A 24,927-nucleotide genomic window follows, 5' to 3' on the forward strand; every position below is an offset into this window, starting at 1 on the left:
GTCATGGTTGTTCGGTATAGTGATAAAAGGCAACCACGGGCGAGTAGTTGGAGAGAATACCGTCGAACTGATTCTGACCAATAAACTCCCGGATAAATTCAGGTTCGTCGAGGGTCCAGACGAATACTGTAAGACCACTGGCTTTCATGGCCTGCACTTCGGCGGTTTGTGGGCCAAGGGTCCAGCGGGGAGCCCAAATACGAGCGTCCAGACTTCGGGTAAGCGCCGTATCCAATTCGCAAAGAATCGGTGTATTTTCTTTGTTGGACAGGGCTTTGTAGGAATCGACCGCTTCGGTACTGGGCAAACCAATCACAATACGCAGGTTGCGGCCCAGTTGAAGTGCTTTCTGACGGTATTTTTGTTGAATCGCCTGCACTTTATCCATTGGACCGATGTATTTGGTGTCGAGCCAGACAAAACTCAGCGACGTATTGTTGACCACCGTTTCCAGTGCTTCTTCCAGCGTCGGTATTTTCTCCCCATTGATGAGTCGGACAAAGGTGCTCAGTTGCTGATACGTATAATCTTCGACGGGTCCCATCAGACCGTTTTTCTGGATAAGGCGCAGATTGAGCGTGTTGTCGTGATACAGGATCGGAACCCCATCTTTTGTGTACCGTACATCTACCTCAATGCCGGTGGCACCCAGGCGCGACGCCAGTTTGATGATTTCTACCGAATTTTCGGAAGCGGGCAACAGGTCGGACGTTCGCCCTCCACTTCGGTGCGCCATGATGGAAAAAGGTCGAGGGTTGAGCGGCCGGTTATAGGTGAAGGTAATAGGGTGGCTTAGGGAACTGTTTTTATCACCGTACAGTCCGTCGATGACCAGTGTATCGCCGGGGGCCAGCGTACCTTTGAACAGTTGCAATTTGCCCTGATGTTTCGCACGTAGGGTCAACTGAGCCAGACCAATCTGATCATTTACCAGTTTGCGCCAATAGCCACCTAGTACCATACTATCCGTTTGCGGTGTTCCTTCCAGGTTAAAATAAGCTGCATCCCGCCCGGTGAAAACGGATAGATAATAGCTCGTATCGGTTCCGTTATGCAGGTACGTCCATTTCAGCGCCACCTGATCGCCAAACTCACTGGCTCCGTTCGAGACGGTATAAACGCCGTCCATAACAGCCCGAACCGACGTTCCAAACTGACCCGAGCCTGGAAGGTTGACAAAATCATAGGGAACCGGAGCTTCGTACGTTTTCCGACAACTGATGGAGGCTATCAGCAACAGGATCAGCAGACTATAGATGATCGGTTTCACAGGATAAAGCCAAAAATAAGTTGTGGATAAAACAGGTTGCGGTCAAAGGTGTCGAAGAGCGACCAAAGTTGCCAGTTGAAGTTGGAATAGGCGCCCCGGATGCCGACTGATACCTGCCGCTGGTGATAAAACGGCTGTTCGAGCATGAACGTAAACGCTACCCCATTCACCTCCCGACGGTTATATACTACGGCCAGTGAACCCACCTGCGAACGATAATACAGATCAACAATGGCTTCGGTTCGAAACGTGAAGCGGAGGTCGCGGGTGAGTTTATAGCCGATCGATACATTCGGGAAGGTTTCAACGCCAAAGGCCTGACTGCTAAAAACGTCTTTGATCTGCAACGCCCCCAGCCAGCCGGTTATGTCGTACCCGGCCGACATAAACAGTCGGTTCGTAAACGGTTTGACCCAGCGAAAACCCACACCAATGTTACTTTGGACGAACTGAGTCTGAAAGCGACCTGTTAGAAAGAAATTTTTCGATAGCCCGCGTTGGAAGTTAAAGTCAATAGCCGGTACACTTACCCGGATTTCTTCCGTAAGTTCAGGAGGTGTCGTGGTAAAGACTACTCCGACCGACTTGCGCCATTTGCCGGGTAGGGGAGCCTGCGGAAAATAAATGCCTGGTTGCAACGGCCAGCTATCGCTGGATTGAGCCAAGGCAAATGGAGTCAGCCCGAGCAGTAAAGCCGAACAGCCGAGCCGTCGAAGCAGGTTACTGGTAGTGTAAGTAAATCGAATGGTAGCCACCTAAAAATCGGTATAAGCGTCAGATGAACTAAACCGTATAGACCTGAATTTGTTGCTTCGTCACAATGGCCCGATCCGTAAATCTAGTTAAATTGATGCAGCCAACTTACGTATAGTCATGTTGGCTGCCCTATAAACGACTGTTAATTAAGTAGGCTCCTGAAAATACATTAGGTTATTTTCTGTCATCCCGACGCAGGACCGGGCCGCCGGAGCGGGGATCTTCGGAGATTAGCTTTTATGCCGTCTCCGAAGATCCCCGCTCCGGCGGCCCGGTCCTGCGTCGGGATGACAGAAACGTCCTTGTAGCATTCTCTAAACTATTTACGCTTGAGTACTTACAAGTTGATGGGTTATCGCATTAGCCACTTGGTAGGGCTCTACTGGGACCGAAGCGTGATTTAATTTTCATTAAAAAAAGTAACCAGCCCGAAATGATCAGGCTGGTTAAATGGCAACGCAAACACTAAACTCAACTTATCTCACTATGAAAACTTGATATTACTGGCGCAAACACATTGCCTAGCCAGCAAAGGCGTACCCCATTCCCTGTACCGGCTCAACCAGACAGTTGGTAGATTGGGATAAACTCAGGCAGCGCAGTTGCGTATTGATTTGGCGTTGACACCCTCTATAGGTTGATAAAGCATCTTTCTGGCTGAGATCGATCACTAAATAATCGTACTGACGCAACAGCAAATGAATGGTTAAGACCAGTTCGGGTTCGCCCAGTAAAATTTCGGTACGAAAAGCAGCCAGTCCGGTTTTTGATAAAAAGCCTACCCAGCGATTCAATTGGTTGTTGGCCGTTTGTTTGGCTTCCCGAAAAATAGAAGCTTTTAGTGGCTGGTCTGTTTCCTTAGCCAGATCAAACGCGTAGACGACCGTCAAATCAATCGGTTCTGACTGGGTTTCCATCCAGCGATTGAACGACAAGGCCATATCGACAGAACCATCCGTGAGCAGAAGTGCTTTTTTCATTGGGTAATCGTAGCTAGTATTCCTTCCAAAATTAGACCAGTAGGTTACGACGGGTCATGAGTACGGTTAGCCACTAGCCTGATTATGGTCAGTCAGTAGCCTGATTGTCAAATTACACGGCTTCAGTACTGAAAAGCTTGTTGCGAAAGGAGTTTTGTCAGGCATGCCGTTAGCCTGAGTGATAAAAATCTGCTTTTATCTTGACCTGTCTCAAGAATTTTGCGGGCAGGAAACACCAATTTTACAGCCACTAATCGCTTATGCCGTATGGTACCTCCGTCTTCCACCTTCCCGGCTCTGCCGCAGCACCCCATCTTATTGGTCTGTACAGCGACTAGTGCTTCTCAACGTCCTGAAGTTGATCGATTAGTGGTAAAACTTCGATCGCTTATAAAACCGACCATACAGATTATGTACATCGACGATGTAACGCATCCTGAAGTTGTACGTAGTTTTGGCTTTACGACCTTGCCTGCCTTTGTATTGCTTCAGCAGGGGTTTGAACTATGGCGATATGCAGGACCAATCGATAATTCATCCCTGTCTTTGCAATTGAGCCAGCAACTGATCGTGCATTCCTGACATCAGGAACCAGACTAAGCGTGCGGAATAGCCGTTTGCTTTGTCTTGAAGACTCGTTTCGCCCTATATTCAACAAAAGACGTAGTATCCTATATAAAATCTGTCTCCTGTAGCATATCTTGCCGATATACTCACTTTACAATACAAGCGATTATAGAGTATGATTTCGGTTAAGTCCACCCTCCCTAAGTGGCTACTTTTCTGCGTTTTTCTTATAGCAACAGCCTCTTCGGTCTGGGCTCAGCCTACGGGGCGGTTCCTGAGTAGTGTTCTGGGGCAATGGATAGATACGGACAACGGACACCGTAATCTAAAGCTCCTGAACGACTTTGGCTATGTCGATTCTAAAGGAAAAGTCTGGCAGGTGCCCAGTGGAACGATCATTGAAGAGGCTTCTATTCCAAAGCCGCTGTGGGTACAGGATAGTACGCCATTACTGGCACCCTATCGACGTGCGGCAATCCTTCTCACGTACTATTGTAATTACAAAAAGGAAAACTGGTTTTTGGTTTATCAGATGTTCTATGATGCCTGTTTAACGGCGGGTTTACCGGAAACTAAGGCCAAAGTATTGTTTGCAGGCGTTTTTGCCAGCCTACAACGGTGGTCACCCTCCTATGGTTACAGGAGTATTAGCGATAAAACCTTATCGTTTCTAGGGTACCAATTGATTAATGTGTCTGTTACAGAAATAGATTTCAATGAGGTAGTTGCGTGGATTAAGACGGACAACCCACCCGTAGCTGAGATCATGATTCGGTTGCAATGCTCGATGAAAGAAAAAAGAGAAAAACGCTTGCTGGAACCCAAAAACCTGTAATGTGAATCAGCGATTGAGTGTAATTACGATAGGGACGGACGATTTGGCTGCCATGAAGCGATTTTATTCCGAAACGCTGGGCTGGCAACCCGTAGCCGAAAACAAAGACATCGTCTTTTACAAAATGAATGGCTTTCTGTTCAGCCTCTTCGACCGAGCTAGTCTGGCTGAGGGTGTTGGGGTATCGGCCGAGGGTGCTGGATTTCGCTCTTTTACTATGGCCTATAATGTCGGATCGAAACAGGAAGTCGACGACTTATTTGATGAGTTGAAAGCGAAAAGGGTTACTATTCTGAAAGAGCCGCACGACACAATCTTTGGCGGTTACTTCTTCTATTTCGCCGACCCGGAAAACAATATCCTTGAAGTGGCTTACAACCCCTTTGTGCCTCTGGATGAAAGTGGTAATGTGCTTACACACAGGAATATTGATGATTTGTAAGGTATCTTGAATACTATTTCCTATTTTGCTAATAGGCTGTGGCACATCGGAATGGCGTCCTGAACGCTGACAGGGAGTTGATAATGAGCCATCCCACGACCGATGAGCAGCAATGCTATAACTACGGTAGCCAGCGAAAGAGCGCGGTTTAGGTATTGACGACCAATGATGGATAACCAGCCCGTCATCAGATTGACACCTAGTAGCGCAGGGAGTGTTCCCAGGCCAAACAGGAGCATGTAGGAAGCTCCTGCCAGTGGTGTATTCGTGGCTAACGTACCGGCCAAGGCCAGATAGGTAAATCCGCAGGGAAGCAGACCATTCAGAATACCCAGCAAACTGAAACCCATCCAGCCGGGTTGCTGCATGTGCTGGCGAAACGTGCGGGTTATCTGACTGTCGAGCCAGGACCAGCGCAACCGGGCAGGCAAGCCTTTTCGCCAGAAAAAACTGATCAGCAACACCAGGCCGCTAATAACGGCTAGCGGACGTTGCCAGCCCATTAGGTGTAGCCCCAGGCTCATGGTACCGGCCAATGCGCCTAACGTACTATAAGTAGCTACACGACCGAGATGATATAGCCCAACAGCTTTCCAGCGTGCGTTTTTGGGAATTCGCCCGACGGGTAAAGCGGCTACCAACGGCCCACACATACCTACACAGTGCAGGCTACTGATCAGACCCGTAACAAAAGCGGTAGCAAGCCAGGGCGACATCACTTATAAATTAATTGGACTTTCCTGATAATACTCGCGGGTGCCATCCGACCAGGTAAACTGCACACGCCAGCGTCCACGCGCCAGCGCAGCCGTCGAAACAACTTGTTGTGTCTCATGATTGGCCGGAATCGTCACTTTAAAATCCTGTGTACGATCGCCGGGGCGGTAAAAAACCAGTTGCCCTTTTTGCAGCGTATTAGGCAGTTCACAAACGACCTGCTGCTGGTCGAGTTGATTTGTGATAACAGCGGCCGTATTTTGTCGGGCATTGTTCTCCCGATCAATTTGATGCTGATAGTCAAGTTCATTCTGGTAGTAGTTTTCACTAACCAGATCGATGTGCTCGCGACTCATCCGATACACCAGTGTGCCAATGAAGCTCGCAAAGAGCACGAAAACAAGAACGATTGATTTACCCCAGTTCATAGTTTTAATGAGTGAATGATAGAATGAGTGAATGATAGAATAGAAACTATTGAGGCATTCTATCATTCACTCATTCTATCATTGTACCGGTCCTAAAAATGTTGTGTTTACTTTGTCGACGACTTCGCCCTCGGAAAGCACCTCAATAACGAGTTTGGTGCTGTTCTGGTGAATTGATTTCTCAGGCAGTAGAATAAAAAACATGCCCTTGGTCAGGTCATCGGCAGGTGCTTTGGTGATGGGTTGTACCATCTTTAGTTTGGCTCCCGGATAGTTCACCCGGAACGAAACAGGTTTGTCTTTATGGGTTTTGTTGACCAGTTCGACCAGATACAGATCGGAGATCATACCGCCCGGTTCACGCTGAAAGAGTTGTCCGGGTGCTCGTAGAATGGTAGTGTCGAGGTCGCTCCGGCTTACCAGCAGGAAGCCCCATACGCTCATGAGTAACACCAGAATGACACTATAAGCCACCATACGGGTAGTCATACGCCAGGGTTTCTGCGTCCGAACTCCTTCGAGCGAATCGTACCGGATGAGGCCGCGCGGGCGACCTACTTTATCCATAATATCGTCGCAGGCATCGATACACAAGGTGCAGTTCACGCATTCCATCTGGTTGCCGTTTCGAATGTCGATACCGGTTGGGCAAACCTGCACACAAAGCTTACAGTCGATGCAGTCACCTTTGGGCTGGGAGCTGGGAGCGAGGGGCAGGGCGTAAAAACTCTTGGTGTCAGCTTGTACCCGCTGCTCCATTCCCTTATCCTTCTGCATTTTACCTCTTGGCTCACCCCGTATTTCGTCGTAGGTAACCAGCAGCGAGTTTTTATCGAGCATCACACTCTGTAGGCGGCCGTAGGGGCAAATGGTGGTGCATACATATTCGCGTACATGCGCGAAAACCGTATAGAAAACTCCGGTAAACACCAGAATGGCCGTCAGTCCAGCCAGGTGATTCGCCGGATTGTCGGTTATAATAGTCAGTAGCGCATCTTTGCCGATGATATACGCCAGAAATGTATTGCTGATAGCGAAAGAAATCAGGAAGAATAAGCTGTACTTCGCGGCCTTTTTGAGGGCTTTTTCGGTAGTCCAGGGAGAGGCATCCAACCGTCTGCGGGCGTTTTGGTCCCCTTCAATCCAGATTTCGATGCGCCGGAAAACCATTTCCATAAAAATGGTCTGGGGGCAGGCCCATCCGCAAAATACACGGCCATATATCGTTGTAAACAGTACGATAAAGACAATAAAGGCCAGCATCCCAATGGTAACCAGATAAAAATCCTGGGGCCAGAATGTGACGCCAAAGAAGTTAAATTTCCGCTCCAGAATATTGAACAGGAACAGCGGCTGGCCATCGTAACTTAGAAAAGGTCCGGAAAATAGGGCTGCCAGTAAAACCCAGGCCATCACTTCCCTCCAGCGGAAATAGCGCCCTTTCACCACACGTGGGTAGAGCCATTCCCGCTTACCGAACGTTGGGGTAGGTTTCTTTACAGGAGGGGCGTTGAGTGTTGTGTTCATTATCGTAGTTGTTGTGGTTTATTACACAGAGCTACACGGAGAGCTATAGAGACCCACAGACTTTTCTATTATTTTCTCTGTGAGTCTCTGGTTGCCTATGTGAACTCTGTGTAATATTTTTTAATTTATCGCTACTTTTTCACCCTGCGGTTCTTTGGCGCCAATAGGCTTAGTGCCTTGCAACGACAGGATGTAGCTCGATACCTGCTGAATCTGAAGTGGGTTCAATTGCTTTTTCCAGGAGATCATTCCTTTGTCGGGAACACCTTCGGTAACCGTATGGAACACCTCTTTTACGGAGCCGCCGTGCAGCCAGTATTCATCCGTAAGGTTCGGGCCAACTTTACCTTCACCATTCTGACCGTGGCAGGCCGTACAGTATTGATTGAACAGGGTCTTGCCAGCGTCCAGCCCTTTAGCTTCAGTGAGCTTCGTAACTGTATTTTCATTGATTTTACCAGCTACAAGCTTGATATAGGCCTCACGCTGTTTTTCGGCAACGGCTACTTCCTGCGTGTATTCCTGCTCCATAATATTCCCCGTACCGATCACATGGAAAATCAGCAGATAGATAGCAGCGAAGCCAATGGTACTGTAAAACAAGCCCATAAACCAGGGAGGAGTAGGGTTGTCAAGTTCAGCAATACCATCGTAGGCATGCTCGAGCATTAGGTCCTTTTCGGTGTTCAGCGCGTGTAGGCCAGCCCATTTTTGCCAGGCTGTGCGTGTATCGACAGGCTTTGTGGATGTACTTGGCTTCAGACCAAGCGCCTGACGCAATACATAAGCCAGATAAAGTGTAATGACTAATAACAATCCGGTGGCAACTGTTACAAAGATCATCACCGTGACCCATAGCAAGTCTTCGCCAGAGGTTAGATCCCAGATCGATTTGCCGGTTGCCGGGTCAAACAAAGTTGTTACGAGAAGATTCATAAAAGTAGATCGATTAAACCTCGTTGGATTCGTCGAGGGGCAGGTGACTCATTTGCTGCATATGGCGTTTATCGGCGAGGATCAGATACAGGCCTACCAGCAGAAAAAAGGTAAAAAACGTCAGGAACGAGCCCACCATATAGACGTCTGCTCCGGGTATTGCTGAGATAAATTGCTTGAACATGGCTCTTTTTAGTAGTGAGTATGTAGGAGTGAGGAGTGAGGAGGACTGACGCGGTGAGAATCCATCCGGGCGTGTTTTTGCGCAAGCATTCTCACTCCTCGCTCCTCACTCCCACTACTTATTTCTGTGCGGTTTCCATTTTCTTGATGTCCGTTCCCAGCCGTTGCAGGTAGGCAATGAGGGCTACGATTTCGCGGTCAGGTTTTACGTTGATACCTTCCTTCGCCAGACGACCGCTAACTTCGGTAGCTTGTTTAGTCAGGTCTTCATTGGCCTGGGCAATGGCGAGGTCATCGTAGGGAACACCGATCTTGTTCAGCGCCCGAAGCTTGGCCGATGTTGTCGAAACATCAAGCTGCTGCGTAATCAGCCAGGGGTATGCAGGCATAATAGAGCCTGGGGACATCGATGTTGGATCGTTCATGTGGTGGTAATGCCAGGAGTCGGGATATTTGCCGCCTTCACGATGAAGGTCAGGACCCGTCCGTTTGCTGCCCCACAGGAATGGGTGATCGTAGACAAACTCACCAGCCTTCGAGTAGTCGCCGTAGCGTTCGGTTTCGGAGCGGAATGGCCGTACCAACTGGCTGTGGCATCCTACACACCCTTCACGAATGAAGAGGTCGCGGCCCTGTACTTCGAGTGCCGTGTAGGGTTGTACAGAAGCAATCGTGGGTACATTCGACTTCACCATGAATGTTGGAATCAGTTCGATGAGGGAGCCAATCAGGATAACGACCAGCGAAGCGACCAGGAGCTGGAAAGGCTTGCGTTCCAGCCAACGGTGCCAATAGGTTTCGCTACCGGTTGGCTTATAATTGACAGGGAGTGCATAGGCTTCGGCTTCTTCATTCGCGACCAGACTACCGGCGGCCATCGTTTTGAAGAGGTTATAGCCCATCAGAATAGCGCCCAGTAAGAAGAGTGTTCCACCCAGTGCCCGCATCATGTGCATGGGCAGAATTTGCAGGGTCGTTTCGAGGAACGTTGGGTATTTCAGAACGCTGGCGTCCGTAAACTCTTTCCACATCATACCTTGCGTGAAGCCGGAGATATACATCGGAATGGCATAGAACAGAATACCCAGCGTGCCAATCCAGAAGTGGAGGTTGAGCAGTTTTTTCGAGTACAACGGCGTGCGATAAATACGTGGAACTAACCAGTACAGCATCGCAAAGGTCAGGAAGCCATTCCAGCCTAATGCCCCTACGTGTACGTGCGCAACAACCCAGTCGGTAAAGTGAGCGATCGCATTTACGTTTTTCAGCGAGAGCAGCGGCCCTTCCAGTGTAGCCATACCGTAGGCGGTCAGGGCCACGACCATGAATTTCAGCAGCGTGTCTTCCCGTACCTTATCCCAGGCCCCACGAAGCGTTAGTAGGCCGTTGATCATACCACCCCACGATGGCGCAATCAGCATAATCGAGAATACCACACCCAGCGATTGTGCCCAGTCGGGTAAAGAGCTATATAACAGGTGGTGAGGACCAGCCCAGATGTAGATGAATATCAGCGCCCAGAAGTGCAGGATCGACAGCCGATACGAATACACCGGACGGTTGGCCATCTTCGGCAGGAAGTAATACATCATACCCAGGTATGGCGTCGTCAGGAAGAACGCTACGGCATTGTGTCCGTACCACCACTGAACCAGTGCATCCTGCACACCCGCATACATCGAATAGCTTTTCAGGAAACTAACCGGCATCTCCATCGAATTGACGATGTGCAACACGGCTACCGTTACGAACGTAGCGATGTAGAACCAGATGGCTACGTACAGGTGACGCTCGCGCCGTTTGACGATGGTTCCGAACAGGTTGATACCAAATACAACCCAAATGAGGGTGATGGCAATGTCGATAGGCCATTCCAGCTCAGCATATTCTTTGGAACTGGTGAGACCCAGTGGCAATGTGGCTACCGCCGACAGAATAATTAATTGCCAGCCCCAAAAGTGGATTTTGCTCAGTACATCGCTAAACATACGGGCTTTGCAGAGCCGCTGGAGCGAGTAATACACACCCATAAAAATGGCATTACCGACAAATGCGAAGATGACAGCGTTGGTATGCAGCGGACGAATCCGGCCAAACGTCGTGTACTGATTGCCCAGGTTGGCAGCTGGGGCGAACAACTGTGTGGCGGCTATTACGCCGACGAGCATCCCAATGATGCCCCAGATAACTGAAGCTACGGCAAAGTCACGGACAATTTTGTTGTCGTAGGCGAAACGCTCCACAAGCGTTTCACCGCCGGGTGGTTGTTGCCCAATGGATACCTTGCCGGGCTTAACCAGATTGGGCGCTGCTGCCTCGGCAGGTTGATTAATCGAAACATTCATAATGAACGAGATAGGGGTTATTATGCGCGTGATTGAGGTTCAGTAGTATCTGGTGCGTCGTCTTCCAGAAGCATTCGAATCGAGGGCGTGTACAAATCATCCTGCTGCCCGGTCCGCATCGACCAGAAAAAGGCCCCCAGAAAACCCAGTGCCATCATCAGGCTGACACCAATCATGAAGAAGATAATGCTCATCACCGTATCTGATTTTGCTGGTTCAAAATTGAGACGGTTTGCCCACGCGAATTATGAGTTTCGTCAGGTCGAAGACTGATTTTGGCCCGTCCTGACAAGTAGCTGACAAACGTCAGGTTGGGAGTTGACGAGCGTCAGGTAGGGAGGATGAGGCAGAGGTCAACTTTGCAGAAACATCCTGTCATTAAGTAGCGCGGACCTCTGGTCCGCATAGCTCTTTTTTGTAATCACGGATCGCTCATTCGTATTCGGCTATGCGGACCAGAGGTCCGCGCTACACAAACCTTTATGATCATCCTCGCTTTCTTTCTGGCGCATTGGTACCTGTCTGTATTGATGCAAACCTTTTTTCTCCATCGCTATGCCGCTCACCAGATGTTTACCATGAGTAAAGGCTGGGAGAAGTTTTTTTATGTCCTGACCTTTGTGTCCCAGGGATCGTCGTTTTTGAGCCCACGTGCTTACGGAATTATGCACCGCCTACACCACGCCCATGCCGACACCGAACAGGACCCTCACTCACCGGACTTTTCCAAAAACCTGTTCGATATGATGTGGAAAACCCGGATCTTCTATAATGACATTCTTAATAACCGTGATCATATTCCGGCGAAGTTTAAGAAAGGCGTACCGAACTGGCCATGGATGGAGTGGTTCGGCGATCGATGGATTGTCCGGCTGGCCTGGGGTACGGCCTACACCTTATTTTATATTCAGTTTGCGCCTTCGCCCTGGTTTTTCCTATTGCTGCCTTTTCATTTCCTGATGGGTCCCGTTCACGGCGCTATTATCAACTGGTATGCACACCGCTATGGATACACCAATTTTCAAGTAAATGATACGGCCAAGAACCTACTCCCATTCGATTTTCTGATGATGGGCGAGTCGTATCACAACAATCACCACAAATACGGCGGTCGGGCCAACTTCGGGGGTTTCCGCTGGCATGAGTTCGACCCCGCCTATCCACTGCTGAAATTGCTGAATGCGCTGCACGTAATCAAGCTACGATTCGGGCGCGATGAAGCCTACATGTGAGGATGTGCTCTACTTATTAGTCAGTATTCATCCGGCTGAACGCCACGCTCTTCCGGCTTTTTCCTGCATTCGTCGTGATTGATTTTCTGGTCTGTTCAACGGGCGACAACTTTGCTCCTGTCAAACGAAAACAAATCGAGAACAGACCATGAAAAAGTTATTCATTCTGATGCTAGGACTGGTAGCCGGTACCGCATCATTCGCCAAAACAACTACCAACGAAGCACCTGCTGCGGCTATATCGATCACTAGTGATAACAAACTCAAACTGGTGATTGCTCCCGAAGTAGCCAAAGCTACGGTAGCGTTGCACGACCAGGCTGGCCACTTATTATATACTGAATCAATAGACTTGCGTCAGGGAGTTACGCAGCGGTTTGTTTTGGATGAACTGAGTACAGGCACCTATCGTGTAGATGTTAAAGTGGGCGATATAAATACGGTTAAAACATTTGTTGTACAGGAGCGCCCAGCCGAAACGTTCGTCATGCTGGAATCGTAATCTATTGGGCTGCACCCATGCACAAAAACCGGTTTCTGTACCGGTTTTTGTGTTTCTACCAATTCCCTTAAATTAGGGAATAGTAGTTTGGCTGATGGGTACCATTAGTTTTTCAATAGTATACGCTTCGTCTATTTATGGATAACCGGCTTACATCGACCCAGAAGTGGCAATTAGCCATTCGGTTATTGGTGCTTTTTTCGCCCTTGTTGCTTTACGTCAATCTGCCGGAATCAGCTCGAAACACAACGGCTCTGATTCATGCTATCCCTTTTTTTATCCTGTTCAGCATAATCAATATAGGGTTGTATTATCTCTGGATCAGTGCTACTGACTGGTGCCAACGGCAATTGGAACATCGGTTCAGCAGCGACATCCTGATGCAGTTTAATTGGCGATCCATTCTGCTTACCTTACTGATTTCGTTCTCACTAGCCCTTCTGTTTACGAAACTATTCCCCATGCTTTTATTCGGGATGTTGCGCGTCGTTAAGCAAATTTGGCCGTCGTTGCTGCCTAGCCGTGGCCCTTCTCCTTTTCCACCTGCAGTGATGGCCTACATTGGTCGGGCTAACAATGTATTTTCCATCGTTATTGTGCTCACGGCCTTTTACCTAACTATCAGCGAACGCTCGTTCCGGCAGTTAAAAGATGTTCAGCTAAAGGCAGAAAAGCTAGAGAAAGAGGCCTTGTTGAGCCAGTTTGGAGCCTTGAAAAGCCAGCTTAGTCCTCATTTTCTGTTCAACAGCTTAAGTATTCTGACTTCGTTAATCCACGAAGATGTCGACTTGTCGGAGCAGTTTATCAAGCGATTGTCCAAAGCGTATCGGTATATTCTCGAACAGCGCGATCAGGATTTGGTACCGCTGGCAACGGAGCTGGATTTTATTCAGGCCTATACCTTTCTGCTCAAAATTCGCTTCGAGAACAAATTCGACGTCCTGATCGATGTGCCGCAGTCCACTCAGCTCCAATACCGAATTGCCCCCTTAACATTGCAACTGTTGGTGGAAAATGCGGTAAAGCATAACCGGATGTCGCAGCGTGAAAAGCTTCAGGTTCGCATCTATACTGATCAGGAGTGGCTGTTGGTCGAAAACCCCATTCAGGCACGCGACCAGCCCGAACCATCGACCGGTATCGGATTATCCAATATTGCCAACCGCTATTCGCTCCTAACTGACCGACCTGTCTGGTTCGGCGAAGAGCAAGGGCAGTTTATCGTCAAAATCCCACTTTTAACATAAAGAGTGAAAGAGCGAAAGAGTGAATGAGCGACGAGCCGGTTTTCACTCTTTCACTCATTCGCTCTTTCACTCTTTAAAACATGAACGTAATCATTATTGAAGATGAAGACCGCTCGGCTCGACAGTTGGAGCGGATGCTCAAGAAATATGATCCTAGCGTGCAGGTGCTGGCGCAATTGCCCTCGGTGAGTGAGTCGGTTGCGTGGCTTAGCCAGCATTCCGTACCCGATCTGATTCTGATGGATATCCACTTGGAGGATGGGCTGGCGTTCAGCATTTTCGAGCAGATTCAGTTGACCGTACCCATCATTTTTACGACGGCCTATGATGAGTACATGATCAAGGCCTTTAAGGTCAACAGCATCGACTACCTGCTCAAACCCGTTGATTACGACGAATTGATTAACGCACTCGACAAGTTTAAAACCCTGCGAAGCGTATCGTCCAGCCCTGATCTGACCAAACTGCTTCAGGTGGTGCAACAATTTCGGGAGTCGCCGTTTAAGGAGCGGTTTATGGTCAGTATCGGCACCAAAATCCGAAGTATCGAAACTGGCGAAATCGCGTATTTTTTCTCTGAGGAAAAAGCCACCTTTTTGACCACCAAAGAAGGACAACTGTTGCCACTTGAGTACAGCCTCGATCAACTGACAGGCATGCTGAACCCGTCGCAGTTTTTCCGGGTAAACCGGCAGTTTCTAGTAGCTCGAACAGCCATTCAGAACATTCACGTTTACTCTGCCGGTAAGTTAAAAGTTGATCTCCGTCCCGTTTCCCGCCAGGAAGTGTTGGTCAGTCTAAGCCGCATCGCCGATTTTAAAGACTGGCTGGGGCGGTAATGTGTCGGGTCCAAGCTCTGGCTTGGCTAGAGCCATCTGCTTTTTAAGATAAGATAAAAGAGTTTTGGTAAATTCGGCTTAGACTGTTCTTATTGACTGTTTAAACTTTTCCTTTACAGAAAAATCAGGTGTGAATTTGTCAAGCCGACATAAATACGGGCGAACCGATGAGTTCTCACGTTGATTAGAAAGTATTTTTTAACGGGATTACTCAGTAACCCTTCGCTTGACTTTGCTTACTCGACTGCCAATTCGGAGCAGGTAGTATAGCCAACCTGCTAAGACGATGCTTATCACGGCTACAACCACCCAAATCTTGCCATCCTGCCTTAAGATTTCTGCTAACTGATCCATGGTACACAAGCTTATTAATTCGTAAGATTTTGTATATCGGCTGAGCGTTTGCTGGCCGATTTTTCCAATTCTTGCTGTTCGTCTAAATGACTTTCTACCCGGCGTAAGCGCACTCGCAGTTGGGTAATCCAAAAACCGAGTAGGGTAAAACCAACAAAAGCGGGTCGGATGATGCGTTTGATCGAGTTGTCGGCGTCATACTGATTAAAGCCGGGGTTGCCACCATTACCAGGGTGTAGGGAATCAGTTAATCGGGGCAGAATAAGAATGAGGGGAATGAAAACCGCAAACGCGAAGATATTGTAGACCGAAGATAGTCTGGCTCGGCGGGTCTCATCATCGACCGATCCTCGTAATATGAAATAGGCCAGGTACAAAAGCATGCCGACAGCTACTCCATTGGTCTTGGGATCGTTTGGCCACAGATCACCCCAGGCAAAGTAAGCCCATACCGATCCGGTAATACAGCCCAGCACACCGAACAGCAGAGCGGTGTTAGCCAGCTCAACGGCTATGAGATCGTCGTCCAGTTTCCCTTTTCGCAGGTAGCGAACGGAAAAAATGGCCGACCCTAGCAGCATGGTCATCATGGCAATCCAAAGGGGTGGGTGGAAAAATGTGTTGCGGATGGCTTCGTGTAATATGGGTAATTTGGGGACGGGACTCATCAGCCCCGCAATAAACACATAGGCCAGAATAAGAACGGTCAGGGCTTTCCACCAGTGTTTGAGCATAGACAGAGCAATTTTAGAAATGGGCATTCTGTGTTAAGAAGCCCGGAATCGACAAGTTATACCATACCCGACGAAATAGATAGTCTTTACGACCGTTCCTTTCGCATGGCTAGGACGCCTAATATGGGGCCGGGGAGCAGGATGTAAAATAGCCAGCCGGATAGGCCGATTTTCATAACGAGCCAGGCCATTAGTTGAATCGAAATAACCGTAATTAGAAACCCCAGGCAGGTGACTAGTGTAAGGATACTGCCCCGGTTTTCGACGGCGGCATGACTGGCTACAAGGGTTGAAAATTGGGGTGAATCACCCGCTACGGAACTTCCCCATATCAACAGAAAAAGGCCAAATACGGCTACGGGAGCTTTCAATACTAAAGGCAACAGAACAATGCATAGGCCAGAGGTTATCAATAATGACCGAGCTATACGGGCGCTTCCAATCCGCAGGGCGAGATAGCCTCCGCCGATGCAGCCTAAAGCCCCTGCACCAATGGCTCCAAATGCCCAAAGGGATGTGGATATTACCACATCAGGGTGTTGCTGCTGGTAATAGCTAATCAGCGCGGGTAAAAAGGCCCATAGCGTGTATAGCTCCCACATATGCCCAAAATAACCCAGCATAGCCGGACGAAAGGCGGATGGTTGAAGCAAAGCGCGCAGTGCCTGAAATCGAAATTGGGCTTTCGAAGCTGGAACAGGGCTGGCCGGAACCAGAAAAACGAGTAAAAGCCCACCACCAATCGCCAGCGAACTTACTGATACCATCAGACTGCGATAGGGTAAGCTGCTGCCTAATCCTCGAATCAGGTGCGGAAAGGCCGTTCCTACTACCAATGCCCCGACCAGAAACCCCATCGCTTTTCCTAAGATAGGTTTGAATCGGTCGGCGGCTATTTTCATGCCTACCGGATAAACACCGGCCAGGAAGAAACCTGTCAGAAAACGGCTTACCAGTACGGTTACAGGTTTTATCGGAAGAAAAAGCCAGAGCAAGTTGACTGTTGCCGCCAGCATGACCGAAATCAGAAAGACCTGCGTGGCCCGAAAGTGGTCGGGAATGGCTAACAGGGCGTAGATGAGCGTACCCGAGATAAAGCCAATCTGTACGGCCGAGGTGATCCAACTCGTAAATTCGGTTGTTTTCAGAAGGGCTTGCAGTTCGGGCAGGATGGCGTTTCCGGCAAACCAGAGCGACGTACCCGCAAACTGGGCAAATACGACAACGATTAGTTGAAGATTGGTCTTTGAGGAAGAGAGCATCCTCAAAGATAAGCTCTAGGTTCTTTTGACAGGATTTACAGGATAAACAGGTTCCCTGTTTAAACTTTCTAATTTTCGCTATAACTGGATCGATTTTTTGTCATTCTGACCGGGACGCGTAGTCGAAGGAGGAATCTCAAGCTTGACTAATGAGCGATTTGAGATTCCTCCTTCGACTACGCGTCCCGGTCAGAATGACAAAAAGAGTCTTACATTTTCTACAAAACGAAAAGTTTAAACAGCCTCAGGATAAAAAACATGTAAATCTTGTCAATCCTGTCGAAAAAATCATTTCCAGCCCCGGTAGCTCCGAATGCCAAACGTAGCAATGGCCAGCATCGTCGCTGAACTAATGGGCATCAGAATAGCGGCCACAACTGGCGACAGGTTGCCAAACAGCGCGTAACTCAGGCCAATACCATTGTAAAGCAGCGAAACCACAAAGCTGAACCGGATGACACGCATGCTGTATCGGCTGAAGTCCATAAATTTGGGTAGCTGAACCAGCGCGTTTGCTTCAAGAATGGCATCGCTGGCGGGGGTAAATTGAATGGTGTCGTCGGTGACGGCAATACCTACGTCGGCTTGCTTTAACGCCCCCGCATCGTTCAGGCCGTCGCCTACCATAATGACCCGTTTGCCGGTAGCCTGTAAATGCTTGATAAAAGCTAATTTCTCCTGAGGTCGACAGTTGAAATGCATCTGTCCAGCGTCGGGAAACCACTGCTTCAGTTCCGTTTTTGTATGGTCGTTATCGCCCGACAGCAGATATAGCTGGTACGATTTGTTCAGGCCAGCGAGCAGGTTATCCAGACCAGAACGGTATTGATTTGGGAAGCGGAAGCGACCCCGACATTCGTCGTCAATACTGACATAAACTGCCGACTCGGAGGGCGCGGCAATGTTCGTTTCGGGCTGCGAAGCCATAGCCCGAGGGAGTGAAGACGAAAACATACTCCCCGATAAAGCGTCTTCACAGGCCATCACGGACGCATTGACGAACGAACGCGTTCCTAGTTTTACAATCTGCCCATCGACCACAGCCTGAATGCCATGTCCGGGTACTTCTGTAAACAGGTCGATGGGTAACGATGAACAGCCTGCCAGATGAGTCGACAGTTTCCGGCTAAGCGGGTGAGCCGAGTGCCGCACCAGCGACGCAATCATACTTCGTTCAATAGACGTCAACCTGGGCGAAAGCTCCTCAATTACTCCCGAATCATCACTCTTTCGCTGGAACGCCAGCCCGGTCTTCACTCTTTCAACATCCGTTGTGGCACTCTTTACTTCCGTCAACGTACCCGTCTTATCGAATACGATGGTATCGCAAGCGGCCATTTGTTCGATGACGTCGGCGTTTTTAAGGTACAGATGCCGTTTTCCCAGCAGTCGTAACCCATTGCCCAGTGCGAATGGGTAGGAGAGTGACAACGCACACGGACAGGCAATGATGAGTATGGCTGTAAACACGTTTACGGCTCGTGAAGGATCATGTTGCAGGTACCAGTACAACCCGGCGGCAGAAGCCAGTGTAATCACCGTAATGGTGAAATACTTGCCTACCGCATCGGCAAAGGTGCGGATGCGGGATTCATTATCCTTCTGGAAAGCATCGTTGTTCCAGAGTTGGGTCAGGTAACTTTGCGATACATCACGGACAACTTCCAGTTCGATGGCTTCGCCCACCTGTTTGCCACCCGCATACAATAACGCGCCAGGTTCTTTAGTTTCTGGCTCCGATTCGCCTGTTACGAAGCTATAATCGATTAGGGCATTGCCTTTGTAGAGTAAACCGTCGGCAGGGATTAACTCCTGATTACGAATCCGAATCCGATCCCCTTTCTGAAGTTGGGCCACTGGAATCACGCGCTCCCCGCTCCCCGCCCCTTGCCCCTTGCTTCCAACTACCGTAACTGCCAGTGGAAAATAGGACTTGTAGTCTCGTTCGAAAGAGAGAAACTCATGGGTACGCTGCTGAAACCATTTGCCACATAACAGAAAGAAAACCAGCCCTGTAAGTGAGTCGAAATAACCGGCTCCATCGAGAAACAGCACTTCATAAGACCCCCGGAAGAAAGCTACCAGAATACCCAGCAAAATCGGGAGGTCGATGTTGATAATCCCTTTGCGGAGACTCGACCAAACGGATTCAAAATAGCCGGATGCTGAATAGAAAACGACCGGAATAGCCAGTAGCAAGTTAAGAATGCCGAACATATGCTTAAACGATACATCGTCGAGGCCAAGGTATTCGGGGAAGCTGAACAGCATGATGTTGCCCGCGCAGAATCCGGCTACACCCAGTCGGTACAGAAACGGTCGGTTAGAAGCTTTCTGCCCTTCTTTCACCACATCGTTCAGGCTGATCAGCGGCTCGTAACCAATCGAACTCAATAATTCGACCACCTGCCGAAGCGTAATCTCGGATGGATTGTAGGTTACGAAAACCTGCTTTTTCAAAAAATCGACCCGCGACTGCTGGATAGCCGGATTGATCCGGTACAAATGCTCCAGCAGCCACAGGCACGAACTACAGTGAATAGTGGGTACGTAAAACGTGACCTTCGCGACAGAATCGCCCGAAAATTCCAGTAATTGGGCGATGATGTCGGGGTGGTCCAAAAATTCCAGACGGGTTTGCTGAGCAACGTTGGTTTGTGTATTCCCTGGCCGAAGGCCGTCGGCACCTGGGTCAATGGCATAATACTGGCAAAGCTGATGCTGGCTCAAAATGGAGTATACCGTTTTACAGCCATCGCAGCAGAAGTGTTTATCATCGAACACAAGGTCTTCGTCCAGACATTCATTGCCACAGTGGTAGCAGACCGTTGGGGAAATCGTTGCCGTACTCATCGTTCAGAATTTGGACGCAAATTGGCACGGCGATAGGATGCGCACCCTGATAATCATCAGGAATCAGCCTGATAGGGCTCAGGATTTTGGAGTTATTGGGGAGAGAAATTTGCAAAAACGCGAGGAGCGTGGTGCTGGGAGCAGGGTGCTGGGTGCTGGGTGCTAGGTGGGATGTTCATCATTGAAACCTGTATACTTACTCCATGCACCCTGCTCCCAGCACCACGCTCCTCGCTCCCAGCCCCTATGCAACTCATTCAGAAATACAACGTTCCCGGTCCGCGCTATACGAGCTATCCGACCGTGCCCTTCTGGGATGAAACAACATTTAGTGAAACCGCTTGGATACGTAACCTGCATCGGGCTTTTTCGGTGAGCAATAGCAAAACGGGCATCAGCCTATATATCCATCTGCCCTATTGCGAAAGCCTTTGTACGTTTTGCGGCTGTAATAAACGCATTACCAAAAACCATGGCGTAGAAAACCCCTACATCGATGCGCTGCTGGCGGAATGGAACATCTACTGCGATCTGCTTCCCGAAAAGCCACGCATTGCCGAGTTACATCTGGGTGGTGGAACGCCGAGCTTCTTTTCGCCCGATCAACTAAAACGACTGCTTTCTGGCATTTTTAATCAGGCTACCTCCACCGAATCGCCCGATTATGGCTGGGAAGGCCACCCAAACAACACAACCCGCGAACACCTACAGATATTATACGACTTCGGCTTTCGGCGGGTGAGTTTTGGCATTCAGGATTACGATCCGGTTGTACAGAAGGCCATTCATCGGATTCAGCCCGTCGAGAACGTAGAACGCGTAACGGAGCTGGCAAGGGAGATTGGCTATACATCCATCAGTCATGATCTGGTGTTTGGATTACCCTTCCAGACTACTAATTCGATCATCGACATGATTTACCAGACGCTGATTCTCCGTCCCGACCGCATTGCGTTTTACTCGTATGCGCATGTGCCCTGGCTAAAAGGAAACGGTCAGCGAGGATTTCGGGACGAGGATTTGCCATCGGGTGAAGAAAAACGTATTCTCTACGAAACCGGACGGGCATTGCTGGAAGAGGGCGGCTATGTCGAAATTGGGATGGACCACTTCGCTCGTCCGCACGATGCACTGTACAAAGCAATGGAAGCCGGTACGCTCCACCGAAACTTTATGGGCTACACAACCGCGCAAACGCAGGTGTTGATTGGCCTGGGTGCCTCATCCATTGGCGATGTCTGGACGGCTTTTGCCCAGAACGAGAAAGATGTGGACGTATATATGAATCGGGTATTAGCTGGAGAATTGCCACTCCTTCGCGGGCATGTTCTGGACGATCAGGATCAGTTTCTGCGTCGGCAGATTCTGAACATTATGTGCAAAGGACAAACGAGCTGGCACCTGGGCAACTGGTCGAAGCGCGAGTGGGAAGCGCTGGAAACTCGGCTGGAGGCTTTCTGGCTCGACGGCCTGATCGATTACGATGCCGAAGGCTTACAGGTTCGGCCCGAAGGCCGCCCCTTTCTACGGAATATCTGCATGGCGTTCGATGAACGACTGAACTACGCTAAGCCACAAACCCGACTATTTTCGCAGACGGTTTGAAATGGTCAGATGTGGTCAAGAATGGCCGGGTATTGTCAGAAATGGTCAAAGGTTGACAAGCATTGTCAGGAATTAATAATTTGTCTCTCCGTGGCCTGTGAGGACACAGGCCACTCTACCGGATGGTTATTCCTGGCTGACGCACAAGTGGCCTGTGAGGACACAGGCCACGGAGAGGACAATCCCTGTCCACTCTTGACCATCCCTGACTAGTATTTACTCCCATTTATCCAGCCCCAGCAACTTCCGGCCTAGCGGGCTCAGTTCGGCGGTTTGGTAACGGGTTTTCTCCCAGCCGCGTGGGTCGCCGGGGAAAGCATAACCTTCGGGGGCTACGCGGTCACGCCAGGAGGTGATTCGCCACTGACGCAGGGCTTCGTTATCTTCTTCGGCAGGCATCATCGAGATGTATTGCGCTATCCGCACCTTGTCGGCTGAGCGATTAGGTCGAATGCCGTGTGGTTGGGTACTATTGAAAATCAATAGATCGCCCGCTTCCATTTTTACTTTTACTAGTTCGAACCCCGTTGTATCCGGCTTAAAATGATCGCGATCATCAGGTTGGGTTAGTTTCCAGGTGTCGTAGGTTCGATACAGTTCGGGAATGCACTGAAAGCCGCCCATGTTTTCGTCGGTCTGATCGGCCAGCGCCAGTACGCCCTGCACATTTTGTGGACGAGTTTCGGGGTCGTAATCCCAGTGAATAAAGCCTTTGAAGGTGTCCTGTGGCCGTAGCGGGAAGTTCAGATTGGCCCGGTCGATGGTGACCCAAAGTTTTTCGGTGCCCCATATATCGACAAACGCATCGTAAACACGCTGGTACTGCCGGTTATCCCACTCATATTGATGGTTGTAGAGTTCGACCATGCCGCTGCCCGTCAGCTCTTTCATCTTCATTTCAGCGCGGGGTGGCGCATACCAGGTGGTTGGGTCAGTGGGGTCTTTCTCTTCAAATTCCCATAGAAGTTTTGCCAGACGCTCAGCGTTTTCCTTCGGGACTGCTTGTTTAATCACCACATAGCCGTTCGTGATCCAGAATTGCCAGTCTTCTTCCGAAAGTACTCGTAACGGTTGACCCGGTCCGTCGCCACGGTTCGAACGGTCGCTTAGTTTGAGTTTGCTGCTGGTAGCCGTCGATGGATTGCCCGGAATGTCTTTATGGGCGTTGTTCAGAATCATCGTCGGGGCCATTGTCTGCGTCGCTTCCATAGTCGGTTTGTATTTTTAGTGTTTTTTGTTGTAACAAAGTTAGTGTCGCTGATAGGAGACGTGTTATGACAGAAATTGCCAGTTTTTGTACTATATTGCTCTTAGCTTCCGTATTATCACCTTGTTTGGATATTTATTGGCAAAAAGAAGGCTACGTTGAAAGTCGTTTTAGAAGAGATCAGCCCCGATGTCAACAGTTCATTCCACCTGCTGTTGACGCCCCATCTGAGTGAGGTGTTTCTCTGGCACTATCATCCCGAATACGAAATCGTGTATATCGAAGGAGCCAGTGGGACCCGCCATGTGGGCGACCATATTTCGCGTTACGAAGGCAGTGATCTGGTGTTTATCGGGCCCAATATTCCGCACCTCAATTTCGACTACGGCGTTCAGACAGAGCACCAGAAAGTGGTTGTGCAGTTGAAGCAGAATTTTCTGGGCGATACGCTTTGGCAGGCTCCCGAGTTCAATGCCATTACTACCCTGTTTGAGCGGGCCAAGTCAGGGGTTTCGTTTTACGGGCAGACCAAGCAGGACGTGGGTGAGCAATTGAAGAAACTAACTCAGTTATCGCCATTTGAGCGATTGATGAAGCTGCTGACTATTTTTCAGCAACTGGCTACCAGTACCGAATGGACATCGCTGCAAGGCGAAGCCGTGACCAATGCGTATAACCTGACGGAACAGTTGCGACTCAAAAAGGTAAATCAGTTTATTGCGGAGCAGTACACCCGCAAAATTGAGATCGATGAAGTTGCGGCCGTGGCCAACCTGACCAAAGCGGCCTTTTGTCGGTATTTTAAACGTATGACTCACCTGACCTTCACGCAATTTCTGAACCAATACCGGGTCAATCAGGCGCAGAAATTATTGCTGGTCGATCAGACTGTGTCGGAAGCCTGTTTTGCCTGTGGTTTCGAAAGCCTGTCGTACTTTACTAAGATTTTCCGGCGCGTTACGGGCGAAAACCCGCTACAGTTTAAAAAACGGCATCGGAGTTAGTTTGACGTTCGAACTATGAGGTTTTAGCTAACAAGCGTCTTCGTGATGTCTCGTGATGTCGGTTATTAGTAACCGACAAGTTAGGTTTCTCAAAACCTAACTTGTCAGATGCTTTCATCTGACAGCACAACATGTTAAGTGATCAGCGCTATTTTAGCTAACCTGTTGATGGAAAATCATTAGGGAAATATGGGAGTGAAGCGTCATAATCTTTGTCATGCTTTTACCAAAGAGCTTTTCGGTTAAGCTGCGTTGATGAGCCGACATCACTAGTAAGTCTACCTTATTCTCGTCCAGATACTGCTCCAGTGTTTTTTCTACGCTGTTGCCTTTTACGAGTTGAAAAGTGATGTTGGAGAGATTGGTTTCGGTTTTTACCTGCTGTTCAAAACTCTCCAGCGTCTGTACAGCGTCCTCCGATTCGTCTTTGGCTATGTGAATAACCGTGATGGTAGCCTTGAATGCTTCGGCAATCGGGGCTAGTTTTTGCAGATTACTACTATCTCCCGGTAGATAATCGCTGGCATACACTATGTTCTGTAGGGTTTGCAGCCGTAGGTTCTCTGGTATAGCTATCACGGGGCATTTCACTTTTTCGACCACCCACGACGTAGTGGTACCAAACAGTTTTCCTTCCAGTTTGCTGCCCGAACCTTGCGTGCCCATCACAATCAGGTCAACGTTTTTTTCAGCTACCAGATGAAGCAGTTCCTCATGAAACTCATGATCACTGCTGATATATTCGGGGGTTGAATAGGCGCTGGAACCGGCACTCGTATACAGGTCTTTTAATTTCTGGTCGGTATGTTCTTTTATCGTACGTATTTCATGGTCAAACGAGTTCGCTGATACATAGGCGCTCGTATGATGGGTATGGAACGAATGAAAAATAATAAGCCGGGCCTGTAGTTTTTGTGAGAGATTGCTGGCAAAATGCAGAGCGTTCTCCGAATTTTTTGAGAAATCGACCGGTGCTAAAATGGTTTTCATGATAGTATTACAACGCTTTTCGGGTGCTGATTAGTCAACTGTAAAGGTACAGAGCGCGATTTTTTCAACGATGATTGCAGTCATGAATCGACATGATAATCAGCTTTTTAGT

25 protein-coding genes are annotated in these 24,927 nt (G+C 49.1%); 9 read left to right on the top strand and 16 right to left on the bottom strand.

Annotated elements, in window-relative coordinates; all coding sequences use genetic code 11:
- Position 1: 1 nt before the first annotated feature.
- The 3 genes from ACYVFD_RS28220 to ACYVFD_RS28230 form a co-directional block, all read right to left on the bottom strand.
- Complete coding sequence (locus ACYVFD_RS28220) at positions 2 to 1,270, bottom strand: glycerophosphodiester phosphodiesterase (RefSeq protein ID WP_461093870.1); 1,269 nt, start codon at positions 1,268 to 1,270, stop codon at positions 2 to 4.
- Entirely contained in the window at positions 1,267 to 2,025 is a 759-nt protein-coding gene (locus tag ACYVFD_RS28225; RefSeq protein ID WP_461093871.1) for a hypothetical protein, read from the bottom strand. The genes ACYVFD_RS28220 and ACYVFD_RS28225 overlap by 4 nt, the downstream gene beginning before the upstream one ends.
- A gap of 522 nt (positions 2,026 to 2,547) precedes the next feature.
- Positions 2,548 to 3,006: a hypothetical protein gene (locus ACYVFD_RS28230; protein WP_461093872.1), complete on the bottom strand. Its 459-nt coding sequence runs from the start codon at positions 3,004 to 3,006 to the stop codon at positions 2,548 to 2,550.
- Between the two features lie 267 nt (positions 3,007 to 3,273).
- Between ACYVFD_RS28230 and ACYVFD_RS28235 the strand changes: the two genes are divergently transcribed.
- The 3 genes from ACYVFD_RS28235 to ACYVFD_RS28245 all read left to right on the top strand — a co-directional run bounded on the left by ACYVFD_RS28235 (position 3,274) and on the right by ACYVFD_RS28245 (position 4,850).
- A complete protein-coding gene (locus ACYVFD_RS28235; RefSeq protein WP_461093873.1) occupies positions 3,274 to 3,588 on the top strand; it encodes a thioredoxin domain-containing protein in 315 nt (104 codons plus the stop codon).
- 160 nt (positions 3,589 to 3,748) lie between these two features.
- On the top strand, positions 3,749 to 4,408 hold the full coding sequence (locus tag ACYVFD_RS28240) for a DUF1353 domain-containing protein (protein ID WP_461093874.1): 660 nt from the start codon (positions 3,749 to 3,751) through the stop codon (positions 4,406 to 4,408).
- A gap of 1 nt (position 4,409) precedes the next feature.
- Positions 4,410 to 4,850, top strand: a complete 441-nt coding sequence (locus ACYVFD_RS28245) for a VOC family protein (RefSeq protein WP_461093875.1) — start codon at positions 4,410 to 4,412, stop codon at positions 4,848 to 4,850.
- A gap of 20 nt (positions 4,851 to 4,870) precedes the next feature.
- On the opposite strand, the gene ACYVFD_RS28250 is transcribed toward ACYVFD_RS28245, so the two are convergent.
- The 7 genes from ACYVFD_RS28250 to ccoS all read right to left on the bottom strand — a co-directional run bounded on the left by ACYVFD_RS28250 (position 4,871) and on the right by ccoS (position 11,180).
- Complete coding sequence (locus tag ACYVFD_RS28250; RefSeq protein ID WP_461093876.1) at positions 4,871 to 5,566, bottom strand: sulfite exporter TauE/SafE family protein; 696 nt, start codon at positions 5,564 to 5,566, stop codon at positions 4,871 to 4,873.
- Positions 5,567 to 5,569: 3 nt separating this feature from the next.
- Positions 5,570 to 5,995, bottom strand: coding sequence for a FixH family protein (locus ACYVFD_RS28255; RefSeq protein ID WP_461093877.1), 426 nt, complete (start codon positions 5,993 to 5,995; stop codon positions 5,570 to 5,572).
- Positions 5,996 to 6,073: 78 nt separating this feature from the next.
- Positions 6,074 to 7,522: a cytochrome c oxidase accessory protein CcoG gene (ccoG, locus tag ACYVFD_RS28260; protein WP_461093878.1), complete on the bottom strand. Its 1,449-nt coding sequence runs from the start codon at positions 7,520 to 7,522 to the stop codon at positions 6,074 to 6,076.
- A 120-nt stretch (positions 7,523 to 7,642) separates the two neighbouring features.
- A complete protein-coding gene (locus ACYVFD_RS28265; protein WP_461093879.1) occupies positions 7,643 to 8,458 on the bottom strand; it encodes a cbb3-type cytochrome c oxidase N-terminal domain-containing protein in 816 nt (271 codons plus the stop codon).
- Between the two features lie 13 nt (positions 8,459 to 8,471).
- A complete protein-coding gene (locus ACYVFD_RS28270) occupies positions 8,472 to 8,642 on the bottom strand; it encodes a hypothetical protein (RefSeq protein WP_461093880.1) in 171 nt (56 codons plus the stop codon).
- Positions 8,643 to 8,760: 118 nt separating this feature from the next.
- The gene (ccoN, locus tag ACYVFD_RS28275; protein ID WP_461093881.1) at positions 8,761 to 10,986 is read right to left on the bottom strand and encodes a cytochrome-c oxidase, cbb3-type subunit I; all 2,226 of its coding nucleotides are present in this window, start codon (positions 10,984 to 10,986) and stop codon (positions 8,761 to 8,763) included.
- A gap of 20 nt (positions 10,987 to 11,006) precedes the next feature.
- Entirely contained in the window at positions 11,007 to 11,180 is a 174-nt protein-coding gene (gene ccoS, locus ACYVFD_RS28280; RefSeq protein ID WP_461093882.1) for a cbb3-type cytochrome oxidase assembly protein CcoS, read from the bottom strand.
- Between the two features lie 288 nt (positions 11,181 to 11,468).
- Between ccoS and ACYVFD_RS28285 the strand changes: the two genes are divergently transcribed.
- The 4 genes from ACYVFD_RS28285 to ACYVFD_RS28300 all read left to right on the top strand — a co-directional run bounded on the left by ACYVFD_RS28285 (position 11,469) and on the right by ACYVFD_RS28300 (position 14,806).
- Positions 11,469 to 12,218 carry an acyl-CoA desaturase gene (locus ACYVFD_RS28285; RefSeq protein WP_461093883.1) on the top strand — a complete coding sequence of 250 codons (750 nt, stop codon included), beginning with the start codon at positions 11,469 to 11,471 and terminating at the stop codon, positions 12,216 to 12,218.
- Positions 12,219 to 12,366: 148 nt separating this feature from the next.
- Positions 12,367 to 12,720 (top strand): T9SS C-terminal target domain-containing protein, encoded by a 354-nt coding sequence (locus tag ACYVFD_RS28290; protein ID WP_461093884.1) that lies wholly within the window; start codon positions 12,367 to 12,369, stop codon positions 12,718 to 12,720.
- 137 nt (positions 12,721 to 12,857) lie between these two features.
- Positions 12,858 to 13,967: a sensor histidine kinase gene (locus tag ACYVFD_RS28295; RefSeq protein WP_461093885.1), complete on the top strand. Its 1,110-nt coding sequence runs from the start codon at positions 12,858 to 12,860 to the stop codon at positions 13,965 to 13,967.
- Positions 13,968 to 14,047: 80 nt separating this feature from the next.
- The gene (locus tag ACYVFD_RS28300) at positions 14,048 to 14,806 is read left to right on the top strand and encodes a LytR/AlgR family response regulator transcription factor (protein WP_461093886.1); all 759 of its coding nucleotides are present in this window, start codon (positions 14,048 to 14,050) and stop codon (positions 14,804 to 14,806) included.
- Between the two features lie 207 nt (positions 14,807 to 15,013).
- Here the strand turns inward: ACYVFD_RS28300 and ACYVFD_RS28305 are convergent, their stop codons facing one another.
- The 4 genes from ACYVFD_RS28305 to ACYVFD_RS28320 all read right to left on the bottom strand — a co-directional run bounded on the left by ACYVFD_RS28305 (position 15,014) and on the right by ACYVFD_RS28320 (position 20,009).
- Entirely contained in the window at positions 15,014 to 15,160 is a 147-nt protein-coding gene (locus ACYVFD_RS28305; protein ID WP_461093887.1) for a CcmD family protein, read from the bottom strand.
- A gap of 14 nt (positions 15,161 to 15,174) precedes the next feature.
- A complete protein-coding gene (ccsA, locus tag ACYVFD_RS28310; protein WP_461093918.1) occupies positions 15,175 to 15,894 on the bottom strand; it encodes a cytochrome c biogenesis protein CcsA in 720 nt (239 codons plus the stop codon).
- An 86-nt stretch (positions 15,895 to 15,980) separates the two neighbouring features.
- Positions 15,981 to 17,156, bottom strand: coding sequence for an MFS transporter (locus tag ACYVFD_RS28315; protein WP_461093888.1), 1,176 nt, complete (start codon positions 17,154 to 17,156; stop codon positions 15,981 to 15,983).
- 288 nt (positions 17,157 to 17,444) lie between these two features.
- Positions 17,445 to 20,009 (bottom strand): heavy metal translocating P-type ATPase, encoded by a 2,565-nt coding sequence (locus ACYVFD_RS28320; protein ID WP_461093889.1) that lies wholly within the window; start codon positions 20,007 to 20,009, stop codon positions 17,445 to 17,447.
- A gap of 246 nt (positions 20,010 to 20,255) precedes the next feature.
- On the opposite strand from ACYVFD_RS28320, the gene hemN reads away from it, so the two are divergent.
- Entirely contained in the window at positions 20,256 to 21,614 is a 1,359-nt protein-coding gene (gene hemN, locus ACYVFD_RS28325) for an oxygen-independent coproporphyrinogen III oxidase (RefSeq protein WP_461093890.1), read from the top strand.
- Positions 21,615 to 21,830: 216 nt separating this feature from the next.
- On the opposite strand, the gene ACYVFD_RS28330 is transcribed toward hemN, so the two are convergent.
- Positions 21,831 to 22,823, bottom strand: coding sequence for a phytanoyl-CoA dioxygenase family protein (locus ACYVFD_RS28330; protein WP_461093891.1), 993 nt, complete (start codon positions 22,821 to 22,823; stop codon positions 21,831 to 21,833).
- 156 nt (positions 22,824 to 22,979) lie between these two features.
- Here ACYVFD_RS28330 and ACYVFD_RS28335 point away from each other — a divergent pair, with 156 nt between their 5' ends.
- Positions 22,980 to 23,825 (top strand): helix-turn-helix domain-containing protein, encoded by an 846-nt coding sequence (locus tag ACYVFD_RS28335; protein ID WP_461093892.1) that lies wholly within the window; start codon positions 22,980 to 22,982, stop codon positions 23,823 to 23,825.
- A 153-nt stretch (positions 23,826 to 23,978) separates the two neighbouring features.
- Here the strand turns inward: ACYVFD_RS28335 and ACYVFD_RS28340 are convergent, their stop codons facing one another.
- Positions 23,979 to 24,815, bottom strand: coding sequence for a universal stress protein (locus ACYVFD_RS28340; protein WP_461093893.1), 837 nt, complete (start codon positions 24,813 to 24,815; stop codon positions 23,979 to 23,981).
- Positions 24,816 to 24,927 lie beyond the last annotated feature (112 nt).

The organism is Spirosoma gilvum, from assembly GCF_054776815.1.